15 protein-coding genes are annotated in these 12,818 nt (G+C 67.7%); 12 read left to right on the top strand and 3 right to left on the bottom strand.

The window, feature by feature from the left end:
- Positions 1 to 85 precede the first annotated feature (85 nt).
- Complete coding sequence (pyk, locus tag LRA87_RS12580; protein ID WP_230631802.1) at positions 86 to 1,540, bottom strand: pyruvate kinase; 1,455 nt, start codon at positions 1,538 to 1,540, stop codon at positions 86 to 88.
- Positions 1,541 to 1,615: 75 nt separating this feature from the next.
- On the opposite strand from pyk, the gene LRA87_RS12575 reads away from it, so the two are divergent.
- The 4 genes from LRA87_RS12575 (at position 1,616) to LRA87_RS12560 (ending at position 3,207) form a co-directional block, all read left to right on the top strand.
- Positions 1,616 to 1,990: a DUF1244 domain-containing protein gene (locus LRA87_RS12575; protein WP_230631801.1), complete on the top strand. Its 375-nt coding sequence runs from the start codon at positions 1,616 to 1,618 to the stop codon at positions 1,988 to 1,990.
- A 104-nt stretch (positions 1,991 to 2,094) separates the two neighbouring features.
- Entirely contained in the window at positions 2,095 to 2,361 is a 267-nt protein-coding gene (locus tag LRA87_RS12570) for a DUF2312 domain-containing protein (protein WP_230631800.1), read from the top strand.
- Between the two features lie 71 nt (positions 2,362 to 2,432).
- The gene (locus LRA87_RS12565; protein WP_230631799.1) at positions 2,433 to 2,879 is read left to right on the top strand and encodes a DUF4440 domain-containing protein; all 447 of its coding nucleotides are present in this window, start codon (positions 2,433 to 2,435) and stop codon (positions 2,877 to 2,879) included.
- Between the two features lie 49 nt (positions 2,880 to 2,928).
- A complete protein-coding gene (locus LRA87_RS12560; protein WP_230631798.1) occupies positions 2,929 to 3,207 on the top strand; it encodes a DUF1294 domain-containing protein in 279 nt (92 codons plus the stop codon).
- Positions 3,208 to 3,225: 18 nt separating this feature from the next.
- Here LRA87_RS12560 and LRA87_RS12555 read toward each other — a convergent pair whose 3' ends face one another.
- Entirely contained in the window at positions 3,226 to 4,692 is a 1,467-nt protein-coding gene (locus LRA87_RS12555) for an ATP-binding protein (RefSeq protein WP_230631797.1), read from the bottom strand.
- A 112-nt stretch (positions 4,693 to 4,804) separates the two neighbouring features.
- Between LRA87_RS12555 and LRA87_RS12550 the strand changes: the two genes are divergently transcribed.
- The 4 genes from LRA87_RS12550 to ruvA all read left to right on the top strand — a co-directional run bounded on the left by LRA87_RS12550 (position 4,805) and on the right by ruvA (position 7,161).
- Positions 4,805 to 5,548: a YebC/PmpR family DNA-binding transcriptional regulator gene (locus LRA87_RS12550; RefSeq protein WP_230631796.1), complete on the top strand. Its 744-nt coding sequence runs from the start codon at positions 4,805 to 4,807 to the stop codon at positions 5,546 to 5,548.
- 118 nt (positions 5,549 to 5,666) lie between these two features.
- Positions 5,667 to 6,062 carry an endonuclease domain-containing protein gene (locus tag LRA87_RS12545; protein ID WP_230631795.1) on the top strand — a complete coding sequence of 132 codons (396 nt, stop codon included), beginning with the start codon at positions 5,667 to 5,669 and terminating at the stop codon, positions 6,060 to 6,062.
- On the top strand, positions 6,059 to 6,565 hold the full coding sequence (ruvC, locus tag LRA87_RS12540) for a crossover junction endodeoxyribonuclease RuvC (RefSeq protein ID WP_230631794.1): 507 nt from the start codon (positions 6,059 to 6,061) through the stop codon (positions 6,563 to 6,565). Before LRA87_RS12545 ends, ruvC begins: the two co-directional genes overlap by 4 nt.
- Positions 6,562 to 7,161, top strand: a complete 600-nt coding sequence (gene ruvA / locus LRA87_RS12535; RefSeq protein ID WP_230631793.1) for a Holliday junction branch migration protein RuvA — start codon at positions 6,562 to 6,564, stop codon at positions 7,159 to 7,161. The genes ruvC and ruvA overlap by 4 nt, the downstream gene beginning before the upstream one ends.
- 93 nt (positions 7,162 to 7,254) lie before the next feature.
- On the opposite strand, the gene LRA87_RS12530 is transcribed toward ruvA, so the two are convergent.
- Entirely contained in the window at positions 7,255 to 7,851 is a 597-nt protein-coding gene (locus tag LRA87_RS12530; RefSeq protein WP_230631792.1) for an exopolysaccharide biosynthesis protein, read from the bottom strand.
- Positions 7,852 to 7,923: 72 nt separating this feature from the next.
- Here LRA87_RS12530 and ruvB point away from each other — a divergent pair, with 72 nt between their 5' ends.
- The 4 genes from ruvB to LRA87_RS12510 all read left to right on the top strand — a co-directional run bounded on the left by ruvB (position 7,924) and on the right by LRA87_RS12510 (position 12,807).
- Complete coding sequence (ruvB, locus tag LRA87_RS12525) at positions 7,924 to 8,946, top strand: Holliday junction branch migration DNA helicase RuvB (protein WP_230631791.1); 1,023 nt, start codon at positions 7,924 to 7,926, stop codon at positions 8,944 to 8,946.
- A gap of 77 nt (positions 8,947 to 9,023) precedes the next feature.
- On the top strand, positions 9,024 to 9,383 hold the full coding sequence (locus tag LRA87_RS12520) for a DUF3060 domain-containing protein (RefSeq protein WP_230631790.1): 360 nt from the start codon (positions 9,024 to 9,026) through the stop codon (positions 9,381 to 9,383).
- Between the two features lie 78 nt (positions 9,384 to 9,461).
- The gene (ptsP, locus tag LRA87_RS12515) at positions 9,462 to 11,735 is read left to right on the top strand and encodes a phosphoenolpyruvate--protein phosphotransferase (RefSeq protein WP_230631789.1); all 2,274 of its coding nucleotides are present in this window, start codon (positions 9,462 to 9,464) and stop codon (positions 11,733 to 11,735) included.
- 205 nt (positions 11,736 to 11,940) lie between these two features.
- Positions 11,941 to 12,807 carry a helix-turn-helix domain-containing protein gene (locus tag LRA87_RS12510; protein ID WP_230631788.1) on the top strand — a complete coding sequence of 289 codons (867 nt, stop codon included), beginning with the start codon at positions 11,941 to 11,943 and terminating at the stop codon, positions 12,805 to 12,807.
- The last annotated feature ends 11 nt before the right edge of the window (positions 12,808 to 12,818 follow it).

Raw genomic sequence — 12,818 nt, 5'->3', positions numbered from 1 at the left:
CTGCTCACATAACAGCGCAGCATTCCTGCGCACGCAGGAACCCGGAGCGACGGCACAGCCGTGGCTCCGGGGCACCCTTTCGAGCTTAGACGTAGTCCTTCAACTCATCGCCAATGATCCGCACCACGTGCAACACGTTGGTCGATCCCGGCGTGCGGAAGGGGACGCCCGCCATCACGATCACGCGGTCGCCCGCCTTGGCGATGCCGGTGCGCAACGCCATGCGCTTGGCCTTGCCGACCATGTCCTCGAACGATTCGACGTCGCGGGTGTGGACGGCATGCGTTCCCCACAACAGGCCGAGGCGGCGCGCGGTGTCCTTGCTCGGCGTCAGCACCAGGATCGGCACTGATGGCCGCTCGCGCGCGATGCGGCGCGCGGTGGAGCCCGACGTGGTGAAGCAGATGATCGCCGTCGCCGACGTCGTCTTGGCGATCTGCTTGGCGGCTTCCGCCAGCGCGTCGGCGGTCGTCGGATCGGGCCGCATCACGGTGAAATGGACGCGATCGCCGTGCATCGGGTCGCCTTCGACCGAGATGCCGATCGAGTTCATCATGGCGACCGATTCAACCGGCCACGCACCCGCCGCGCTTTCGGCGGACAGCATGATCGCATCCGCACCGTCGTAGATCGCGGTGGCGACGTCGGACACTTCCGCGCGGGTCGGGGAGGGACTCTGGATCATCGATTCGAGCATCTGCGTCGCGACCACGACCGGTCGTCCCAGCCGACGCGACGTCTCGACGATGCGCTTCTGCAATGGCGGCACCGTTTGCGGCGGCAATTCGACGCCCAGGTCGCCGCGCGCAACCATCACGCCGTCGCACATCTCGACGATCTCCTCGAGGCGATCGATCGCGGCCGGCTTCTCGATCTTGGCGAGCAGCGCCGCCTTGCCGCCGATCAGCTTGCGCGCCTCGGCCAGATCCTCGGGCCGCTGCACGAACGACAGCGCGATCCAGTCGACGCCCTGTTCGACCGCGAAGGCGAGGTCGCTGCGATCCTTCTCGGTCAGCGCCGCCATCGGCAGCACCACGTCGGGAACGTTCAGCCCCTTGTTGTTCGACAGCGCGCCGCCGACCTCGACCTGCGTCTCGATCCGGTCGGGACCGTGATCGGTGACGCGCAGCACCAGCTTGCCGTCGTCGAGCAACAAGCGTGCGCCGGGCTCGATCGCGGCGAAGATTTCCTTGTGCGGCAGCTCGACGCGGGTGGCGTCACCCGGGGTCTTGTCGCGGTCGAGAACGAAGGTGCTGCCGCTTTCGAGCATGGTCCTGCCGCCCTCGAACTTGCCGACGCGCAGCTTGGGCCCTTGCAGATCGGCGAGGATCGTCGTCGGCCGCTGGAACTCCTTCTCGAGCCCGCGGATCGCCTGGATCACCGCGATCTTGGACTGCTGGTCGCCGTGGCTCATGTTGATGCGGAACGCGTCTGCGCCCGCCTGGAACAGCGTAGCGATCATCTCGGGTGTGTTGCTCGCCGGACCAAGGGTCGCGAGCACGCGCACTTTCCGCGAACGGGGCGCAATGGCTGTGGTCATAGAAAGGCTCCTGGGGAATGGCCGCGCCCCCCTCTAGACCCTATCTAGTCGCGATCAACCTTCGGAAAGACCCGTATGACCGACAAACTCGACGCCCTGCCCGATGCGGTGGCCGCGCAAGCCTTCCGCCGCCTCGTCCGCCACCTGCGCCACCGCACCGATGCGCAGAACGTCGACCTGATGGGCCTGTCCGGATTCTGCCGCAACTGCCTGTCCGACTGGATCGAGGAGGCGGGAGATATGCCCAAGGCCGATGCGCGCGAGACGATATACGGCATGCCGCAATCGGAATGGAAGGCGCGCTATCAGACCGAGGCGACCCCGGAGCAACTCGCCCGCATGGACGAGAGCCTCAAGCTGAACGCGCAGGATGACGCGCTCGACGAAGCGCTGGACGAAAGCTTCCCGGCCAGCGATCCGCCGGCGATGACCGAACCCGGCCGGGGTTGAGCCGAACAGGGTAAACGCCTAGACGCCCGCCCCTACCGGTCGCGACCGGTATCCTTTCAGCGAATCATATGAGGGCCGCGGGACGCTCGCGGCGGGGTGGGACAATGGCGGACGAACGGCAAGAAGGCATGGGCGGCGGACAGGTCGCAGCGGACGAACTGCGCCTGCTGATCGAGCGCGCCGAGCGCCTCGAAGAAGAGAAGAAGGGCATCTCGGACGACATCAAGGACGTGATGGCCGAGGCCAAGGGTCGCGGCTACGATCCCAAGGCGATCCGCAAGATCCTGTCGATCCGCAAGAAGAAGAAGGAAGAGTACCAAGAGGAGGAGGCGATCCTCGAGGTGTACATGCAGGCGCTCGGCATGATCTGATCCGACGGCGGCTTGACGCTGCGGGCTCGGCTGTATTACTTGCATAACTCACCTGTGCGAGGATGCTGCCGATGCGCTATCGTTTTGCCGCCGCCCTGTTTTCGACGATCGCGGCGTCCGCCACGGCGGCGGGCACATCCGATATCGCTTCGGTGGAGCGCGTGGTCGACCGGTTCAACGCGGCCCGCGCCGCATTCGACGAGGCGGCGCTCGGCAACACGCTCGCACCCGATTATCAGGAAATCTCGCCGGTCGGCGACGTCGACGATCGGGCGAAGGTGCTCGGTTTCTATCGCGCCGACCAGCGGCGGGCGGGACCGGCGATCGAGCGTGCCGATCGTCGCACCAGCCTGCACGGGACGTTCGCGATCGAGACGGAGCGGCTCTCCTTCACCATGACGCGGCCGGACGGCGTCGCGGCGACACGATCGATGCGTGTTCGCTATGTCGCCGTGCGCGGTGGTGGCGTCTGGCGATTGCTGTCGGCGCAATATACCCCAATGCCGCCCGCGAAATGACGACGGGCGGGGCAATGCTTTCGTAAGCGGCGTTGACGATGATGCCGTCATGACCTTCATCGCACCGCTGATCGTCCTGATCGCGATCAACCTGCTGACCGTGTTGACCTTCGCCCACGACAAGGCGCGGGCGGCGTCAGGGGGCTGGCGCGTTCGCGAATCGACGTTGCTGAGCCTGGCCTTTATCGGCGGGTCGCCGGGTGCTCTGTGGGCGCGACGGCGGTTCCGCCACAAGACCCGCAAACAGCCGTTCGCGACCTACCTCGACCTGATTGCGATGGTGCACGCCGGCGTGCTTATCGGACTGGCGACGCTGGCGATCTGGTAATCGCCGGTCGGATCGGAGTTACGCCGCCTCGCTTGCCGCCGTCGTCCAGCCCAGACGCGGGATCGTGATCGAGCGCTTGCCCGACAGGTCGACCCGCGCGACGAACAGCTCGCGGCTTTCGATATATCCGATCAGCCGCCGTACCCGCCCCAGCGAGCTGGTGCCGTAGGTCTCCGCCATCGCCGCGTCCGAGGGGCACGGCTCGCCGCCCTTCGCCGCCCGCGCGACCAGCAGGAACGCGCCGATCATGTCGTCGGGCAGCGAATAGGCCAGCTCCATCGCCTCCGCCCATTGCGGGTCGGTGACGTCGAAGATGCCAGCGCGCGCCGCCGACAGCCGCCGGGTGAAGCCGGGCAGGTCGAGCGGCGGTTTCGCCAGCCCCGCCATCCGGCAGCGGACCTGGAAATCCTGGAACAGCACCGATGGCGGGCGCAGCGCCGAATCGCGGTCCGCGACGATCGCCTCCAGCACGGCGGCGTAGATCGCCTCGACCTCGCCATCCGACTTGTAGGGCAGCGGCGCCAGCGTCGTCTGCTGCGACACCGGGCGTTCGATCGTGTCGAGCAATTCGTCGGCCGGCACCCGGCGCGGGCGCGACTCGAAGCTCATCGGCAGCTGCGGCGCTTCTTCGGGTGGGGGCGCGAAGATGAGTTGCTGCAAATTCTCCGCCGGCGAGGCTGGTAGCGGCGTCAGCTTGGGGCTGCCGCTGCGCGCCGAGGTCGCGACCTGACCAATCTTCACCGTGATCGGCCGCCGCGACACCGCCGGCCCGAGCGCCAGGAACGTGCCGCGCGCCAGGTCGCGGATCGATTCCGCCTGCCGTCGTTCCATGCCGAGCAGGTCGGCGGCGCGTGCCATGTCGATGTCGAGGAAGGTGCGGCCCATCAGGAAGTTCGACGCTTCCGCCGCGACGTTCTTGGCGAGCTTCGCCAGCCGCTGCGTCGCGATCACGCCGGCAAGCCCGCGCTTGCGCCCGCGGCACATCAGATTGGTCATCGCCGACAGCGACGCGCGCCGCACCTCTTCGGCGACCTCGCCGCCGGTGGTGGGCGCGAACAACTGCGCCTCGTCCACCACCACCAGCGCCGGATACCAATGTTCGCGTGGGGCATCGAACAGCGCCGACAGGAACGCGGCGGCGCAGCGCATCTGCCCCTCTGCCTCCAGCCCCTCGAGACTCAGCACGACGGAGGCGCGGTGCTCGCGCAGCCGGGTGGCGATCCGCGCGATCTCCGGTACCGAATAATCCGCCGCCTCGATCACGACGTGACCGTACGGCCCGGCGAGCGTGACGAAGTCGCCCTCCGGATCGATCACCACCTGCTGCACCTGACCCGCCGATCCTTCGAGCAGGCGGCGCAGCAAATGCGACTTGCCCGACCCCGAATTGCCCTGGACGAGCAATCGGGTGGCGAGCAGTTCTTCGAGGTCCATGGTCACGGGCGCGCCGCGATCGTCGCTGCCCATGTCTACGCTGACGGTCATTGCTCCCGCGTTTGGCGTATCGCGGGGGTGCGGGGCAAGGGGCGTGTGGCTCGGTCTGGCGAAAACCGCCTCACCGGCCTAAAGGCCATGCGATTATCGGTTAGAGGCAGTCATGGCAGGCCATTCCAAGTTCAAGAACATCATGCACCGCAAGGGCGCGCAGGATAAGAAGCGCTCGGGCATGTTCTCCAAGCTGTCCCGCGAAATCACGGTGGCGGCGAAGATGGGGCTCCCCGACCCCGACATGAACCCGCGCCTGCGCGCCGCGGTCAACGCCGCCAAGGCGCAGTCGGTCCCCAAGGACAACATCCAGCGCGCGATCGACAAGGCGTCGAAGGGCGACACCGAGAATTACGAGGAAATCCGCTACGAGGGCTTCGGCCCCGGCGGCGTCAGCCTCATCATCGAGGCGCTGAGCGACAATCGCAACCGCACCGCCACCAACGTCCGCACCGCGGTCGCCAAGAACGGCGGCAATCTCGGCGCGAGCGGATCGGTCAGCCACGCCTTCGACCGGATGGGCCTGATCTCCTACCCGGCAAGCGCGGGTGACGCCGAAACGGTGTTCGAGGCGGCGCTGGAAGCCGGCGCCGAGGACGTCACCTCGTCCGAGGATGGCCACGAGATCTGGACGGCGGTCGGCGACCTGCACGAAGTCGCCAGGGCGCTGGAGTCGGTGCTGGGCGAGTTCGAGGGTGCGAAGCTCGCGTGGCGCCCGCAGGTGATGGTGTCGGTCGATGAGGGCGACGCCGCGACGCTGTTCAAGCTGATCGACACGCTCGACGACGATGACGACGTCCAGACGGTATGGGGCAATTACGAAGTGTCCGACGAGGTGATGGAAAAGCTGGGCTGAGATGTAGGGTTTCGGTGAGACCTGCTCCACCCCAACCCCTTCCCCTAAACGGGATTGGCTGAGCAGCAGAAAAGCCCCTCCTCTTCAGAGGAGGGGTTGGGGTGGAGGATACGTGGAGATGAGTGACAACGCCCGCCAAAACCGCCGTAACCCGACCGAGCCGGAACTCCGCCTGTGGCGCCACCTGTCCAACTCGCAACTCGGCGACTTCAAGTTCCGCCGTCAGCACGCGATCGGCAACCGCATCCTCGACGTCTTCTGCCCTTCGATCGCTCTCGGGATCGAAATCGATGGCCAGACCCACGATCCCGACGACGATCGCCGTCGGGATGCGCTTCTCAAGCATCAGCATGGCATCACCGTCCTGCGTTTTACCAACACCGACGTCATGACCAACATGGAGGGCGTACTCCTGACCATCCTCGGCCACGCCCGCCACATGCCGTCCCGCTGGATAACGAAGGGTGTCCTCCACCCCAACCCCTCCTCTGAAGAGGAGGGGCTTTCCCGATGATCATCCTCGGCCTCGACCCCGGCCTCGGCACCACCGGCTGGGGCGTCATCCATGCCGACGGCAACCGATTGCGGCATATCGCCAACGGACAGATCAAGACCGATCCGTCGATGGCACTCCCCCGCCGGCTGTCCAACCTGCACGCCGCGCTGATCGACGTCATCCTTGCGGAGCGTCCCGACGGCGCGGCGGTCGAGGAGGTGCTCGGCAACACCAATGCGCAATCCACCCTCAAGCTGGGTCAGGCGCGCGGCGTCGTGCTGCTCGCCGCTGCCTCCAGCGGGTTGCACATCGGCGAATACCATCCCTCGACCGTCAAAAAGGCGGTCGTCGGCACCGGCGGCGCGGAAAAACGGCAGATTCAGGCGATGATGGCGGTGCTGTTGCCCGGCGCGAAGCTGTCCGGCCCGGACGCCGCCGATGCGCTCGCGGTGGCGATCACGCATGCGCATCATCTCGCCTCTGCCCAAGGCATGGCCCGTCGTGCCAGAGTGACCGCATGATCGCACACCTGAAAGGCCGCCTCGATTCGACGGGCGTGGATTACGCGGTGATCGACGTCGGCGGCGTCGGCTACCTCATTGGCGCCTCCGCTCGCACGCTCGCTGCGATCGGCCCGGTGGGGGAGGCGGCGATGCTCCACACCGAGATGCTGGTGGCCGAGGATTCGATCCGCCTCGTCGGCTTCGCCCGCGCCGAGGAGCGCGACTGGTATCGGTTGCTGACGAGTGTTCAGGGGGTAGGATCGCGCGTCGCGCTCGCGATTCTGTCGGCACTCGACACGCAGGAGATCGCCCGCGCGGTGTCCGCGCAGGACAAGGCGATTGTCGCCCGCGCCAATGGCGTCGGCCCGAAGCTCGCCGAACGCATCGTCCGCGAATTGAAGGACAAGGTCGGCACGGTGGCCCTCGGTCCGGCGGCGGCGGCGCAGGTCATGCCCGTCGGCGCCGCTGCGGATGCGGTGTCGGCGCTGCTCAACCTTGGCTTCCGTCCCGCCGAAGCGGCGAATGCGGTCGGTGCGGCAGAGGAAGACCTCGGCCCTGCGGCGACGCTGGATGCCCTGGTTCGCCTCGCGCTGCGCAAGGCCGCAAAAAGCTAAGCGCCTTCCGCGGTGATGCCGCTGCTTCCCTCTCCCGCCGGGAGAGGGAAAAGACGCCGAAGGCGGCGAAAGGGTGAGGGCAGGCGCGACGCACTAACCACCTCGAGAACCCCACAGTCCCGCCCCGATCGCCAGCGCCGCACAGGCCATCACGATCGCCGCGATCATCAGTGCGCCGTCGCGCACCAGCAGTGCCAGCCCGAACGCCGCGATCGCCAGCATCGGCGCCGAACTGGCGAACGGCAGCAGTTCCAGCGGCGGTACGGTCAGCGCCAGCACGATGCACCCCACTGCCGTGATCCGCACGAACGGTCCCTTGGTCAGCGCCGGCAGCCGGCCGTGGAACCAGCGATCCATGAACCGCGCCAGCCCGCGCAGCTTGTTGGTCGCCTTGCACAATGCGTCCGCCGACACGCTCCGCCGCTCGACGAAGCCCGGCAGCCACAGATGCTTGCGACCGAACACCATCTGCCCGGCGATCAGGATGATGATCGCCGCGATCGCGGTCGGTACGCCCGGGATGCCGCCGATCGGCGACAGCTCGATCAACGGCAACAACACCAGGAACGGGCCATAGCTGCGATTGCCGAACGCCTGAATCGCATCGCCCAGCGACACGCGCTCGTCCTTGCCGGCAAGCTCTTCCAACGTATCGAGAATATCGCCGATGCTCTGCGGTTCGTCTGCCATCACCGACAAACGAGAGCACGTGCGGCGCGTTCCGGTTTGCCCGCTGCGACACGCTTCGCTACGGAACGAAGCGTGACCGACAGCGACCGCCTTCTCTCCGCCAGCCGCCGTCCCGAGGATGTCGACGCGGCGCTGCGCCCGCGCAGCCTCGACGAATTCGTCGGCCAGCAGGCGGCGCGCGAGAACCTGCGCGTGTTCATCGAGGCGGCACGCGGGCGCGGCGACGCGCTCGACCACGTGCTGTTCTTCGGCCCCCCCGGTCTCGGCAAGACGACGCTGGCGCAGATCATCGCGCGCGAGATGGGTGTCGGTTTCCGCGCGACCTCCGGCCCGGTCATCGCCAAGTCGGGCGACCTCGCCGCGCTGCTCACCAACCTCGAGGACGGCGACGTGCTGTTCATCGACGAGATTCACCGCCTGCAACCCGCGGTCGAGGAGGTGCTCTACCCGGCGATGGAGGACCGCGCGCTCGACCTGATGATCGGCGAGGGGCCATCGGCGCGCAGCGTCCGCATCGATCTGCCCAAATTCACGCTGGTCGGCGCGACGACGCGGCAGGGTCTGCTCACTACGCCGCTGCGCGATCGCTTCGGCATACCCGTCCGCCTGCAATTCTACACGGTCGAGGAACTGACGCGGGTGGTGACGCGCGCCGCCGGGCTGCTCGACCTCGGCATCGCCCCCGATGGCGCGAGCGAAATCGCCCGCCGCGCCCGCGGCACGCCGCGCATCGCCGGCCGCCTGCTGCGCCGGGTGCGCGATTTTGCCAACGTCGCCGGCACGCCGACCGTCGATCGCGCCGCCGCCGACCGCGCGCTCAACCGGCTGGAAGTCGATTCGCTCGGGCTGGACGCGATGGACCGCCGCTACCTCCACATGATCGCCGACATCTATCGCGGCGGCCCGGTCGGCGTGGAGACGCTCGCCGCTGGCCTGTCCGAACCGCGCGACACGATCGAGGAGGTGATCGAGCCGTATCTGATCCAGCTCGGGCTGGTAGCACGGACGGCACGTGGACGCGTCCTGAATGCGGGGGGCTGGAAGCACCTCGGCCTCAACCCGCCCGCCGGATCGCAGGACGGACTGTTCGACTGACGCTCGCCGTCGCCGCTTTGCGCTGACGGACCGGATGTGATCTATCGTCCGGATCGATCATCATCCGGAGCCGATCCATGCCGTCCACCACGAAGTCCACCGGTATCCTGGCGATGGCGGCGATCCTATCGGCAGGCTGCTGGGTGCAGACCGCCGCGGCACAGGCGGTCTTCCAGGGAGCCGGACAGGCTTCGGAAATCGATTGTGACGGGGGAGAAGCGCAGATCAACGGCGCCAGCAACACCATCACCGTCAACGGTCCCTGCACCTTGCTGTCGGTGCAGGGCGCCGGCAACATCGTGACGGTCGATCTGGCGGCGAAATCCACGATCCGCGTGGTCGGAAGCGGCAATAGGATCACGTGGCGTGCGCCGGAAAAGGCGCGACCGCGGGTCTTGAGCACGGGCGCCGACAATCGCATCCGGCGCGCCCCGTAATCGATCGATAGCGGGGCTGCGCCGCCAAGCGCCTTTTGTTGCGTGGCACTCGGGGCTGGCGTCTGATAGCTAACGCGAATGCCCGTGTCCGCCGCCGCCTCCGCCCGTGAAATCCTCACCCGCCTTCATGACGTTATGGCCGGCCGAAACCCGGCGCAGGCCAAGCTGAACGCCGTCGTCGGCATCATCGCCGAGGCGATGGATAGCGAGGTCTGCTCGATCTACCTGCTGCGCGAAGGCGTGCTGGAACTGTTCGCCACTCGCGGGCTGGATCAGGCGGCGGTGCACGTCACCAAGCTGGCGCTCGGCGAGGGCCTTGTCGGCACGATCGCCGAAGACGTCGAGGTCCTGAACCTCGACGAGGCCGCCAGCCATCCCGACTTCGCCTACAAGCCCGAGACGGGCGAGGAACGCTACCACAGCTTCGCCGGCGTCCCCATCATCCGCCGCGAGCGCGCGGTGGGCGTGCTCGCGGTGCAGCACAGCGAACAGCGCAAATATCAGGACGTCGAGATCGAGGCGTTGCAGACCGTCGCGATGGTGCTGTCCGAACTGATCGCCAATGCGGGGCTGATCGACACCGCCGGCACCGGCAACAACCGGCCCCAGTCGACCGCCGCCGTGCGCCTGCCCGGGCAGAAGCTGGTCGAGGGCATGGGGTCGGGCTATGCCGTCTTCCACCAGCCGCGCATCGTCGTCGAACATACCGTCGCCGAGGATACCGACGCCGAACGCCACCGCGTCTACGCCGCCTTCGACAAGATGCGCGAACAGATCGACCGGATGACGCGCGAGGCGGAATTCGGCGTCGGCGGCGAGCATGAGGAGGTCCTCCAGACCTACAAGATGTTCGCCTATGACGAAGGCTGGTCGCGCCGGATCAACGAGGCGATCGACAGCGGCCTGACCGCCGAGGCGGCGATCGAGCGCGTCCAGCAGCGCACCCGCCAGCGCATGCGCCAGATCGACGATCCGCTCCTCGCCGACCGCATGCACGATCTCGAGGATCTGGCGAACCGCCTGCTCCGCATCGTGTCGGGCCAGATGGGCACCGCGGCGCAGATGGGACTGCGGCAGGATACCATCCTGATCGCGCGCAACCTCGGCCCCGCCGAACTGCTCGAATACGACAAGCGCCGGCTGAAGGGCGTGATCCTCGAGGAAGGATCGCTGACCGCGCACGTCACCATCGTCGCGCGGGCGATGGGCGTGCCGGTGCTGGGCCGCGTGCGCGACGTGCGGCGCCTGATCGCCGAGGGCGACCTGTTGCTGCTCGATTCGGTCGCCGGCAACGTCTTCGTCCGTCCGTCGTCGGCGATGGACGAGGCGTTCGAATCCAAGCTGGCGCTCCGTCAGAAGCGGAAGGCCGCGTTTGCCGCGCTGCGCGACGTGCCGCCGGAAACGAAGGACGGCCATCGCATCACGCTGATGGTCAATGCCGGTTTGCGCGACGACGTGGCGGCACTCGACATCACCGGCGCGGACGGCATCGGCCTGTTCCGCACCGAATTCCAGTTCCTCGTTTCCGCGACGCTGCCACAGCGCGAGCGTCAGCAGCGCCTGTACAAGGAGGTGCTGGATGCCGCCGGCGATCGTCCCGTCATCTTCCGCACCGTCGACATCGGCGGCGACAAGGCCTTGCCCTACCTCAACAAGGAGCATGCGGACGAGGAGAACCCCGCGATGGGCTGGCGCGCGCTGCGTCTGGCGCTCCATCGCGATGGCCTGATGAAGGTGCAGGCGCGCGCGTTGATCGAGGCGGCGTCGGGCCGCACGCTCAACGTCATGTTCCCGATGGTGTCGGAGGCCTGGGAGTTCGCCGAGGCCAAGGCGCTGTTCGAGGCGCAGCGGGCGTGGATCGGTGCACGGGGCCGCCGCCTGCCGGTGGAGATCCGCTATGGCGCGATGCTCGAAGTGCCTGCGCTCGCCGACCAGCTCGATCTGCTGCTGCCGGACATCGATTTCCTGTCGGTCGGCACCAACGATCTGACGCAATTCCTGTTCGCCGCCGATCGCGCCAATCCGCGGCTGGCGGAGCGGTACGACTGGCTCAGCCCGTCGATCCTTCGCTTCCTCAGCCGTGTCGTCGCGCCGTGTAGGGAAGCCGGCGTGGCGCTGGCGGTGTGCGGCGAAATGGGCGGCAGGCCGCTGGAAGCGATGGCTTTGATCGGTCTGGGTATCGATCGGCTGTCGATCACGCCGGCGGCGATCGGCCCGATCAAGGCGATGGTCCGCAGCCTCGATTCCGCCGCCCTGCGCCGCTTCGTCGCCGAACTGATCGCACGTCCGCCCCGCGACATGCGCGGCGCTTTGACCGACTGGGCGACCCAAAGCGGCGTCGATCTGGCCTAAACCACGGGCGAACCGGGCGTCGCTCACGTTGACTTGCAGCAAGGCATCGGGGAATGTCGCCCGGTCAGCAATCCGCAGCCCTCCCTTGGAGACACGAATGGACGAGGTCGATTCCGGCCAGCCCTCACCGAACCCTGTTCCGCCGGCACGTCCGGGGGAGAGGTTGCGTGTCGCGCGGGAAAGCCGGGGCCTGAGCCTCGCGGAAGTGGCTGCGCGCACCCGTGTGCCGCAACGGCATCTGGAGGCGCTCGAAGCGGGCGATTATAGTGCCTTGCCGTCGCCGACCTACGCGATGGGCTTTTCCAAGGCCTATGCCCGCGCCGTCGATGCGGACGAGGTCGCGATCGGCCAGGCCATTCGCGCGGAACTCGACCGGCTCGGGCCACGCCGTCCGGAATATGTCCCCTATGAAACCGCCGATCCCGCTCGCGTGCCGTCGCGGGGTATCGCGATCGCCGGTGTCGGCATCGCGCTCGCGGTGCTCATTCTGGTCGGGCTGTGGTACGGCACCAACCTGTTCCAGCCGGGCAACCGGACCCCGGGAACCAGCGAGGCGGTCGTCGCGCAAACGATCGCGCCGACGCCGAACGCCGCTGCCCGGCCTGTGGCCGCGACCGGTGGCCAGGTGGTGCTGACCGCCAGCGACGACGTGTGGCTGCGCGTCTACGATGCGGACAACAAGACGCTGTACCTCGGCACGATGAAGCCGGGCGAGCGGTTCGAGGTGCCGGCGAACGCGAACAATCCGATGATCAACGTCGGCCGTCCGGACAAGTTGGCGGTGACGCTCAACGGCTCTGCGATTCCACCGCTCGGCGATGGATCACGCGCCATCAAGGACGTCCGCGTCAGTGGCGAGGCGATCGCTGCGCGCCTGTCCGGCCAGCCGGCGGCCGCCGCCACGTCGAGCCCCGGCGTGGCGGGTGATACCGGCGTCGATCGCTCGACCGGCGGGAGCAGCGGCGCGCGCACCAGCCGGCGCGACACGCGTCCCGCATTGACCGGGACGCAGCGTGCCAACCTCCAGTCGTCGCAAGAACCGGCGGCTACGGTAAATTCTTCCGCGCCTTAAGGCTGGCGACA

It is taken from the genome of Sphingomonas sp. Leaf37 (assembly GCF_920939475.1).
In the GTDB taxonomy this organism is placed as follows: domain Bacteria; phylum Pseudomonadota; class Alphaproteobacteria; order Sphingomonadales; family Sphingomonadaceae; genus Sphingomonas.
Note: the sequence above shows the minus strand (reverse complement) of the source record. Positions and strands in the feature narration are given on the sequence as shown.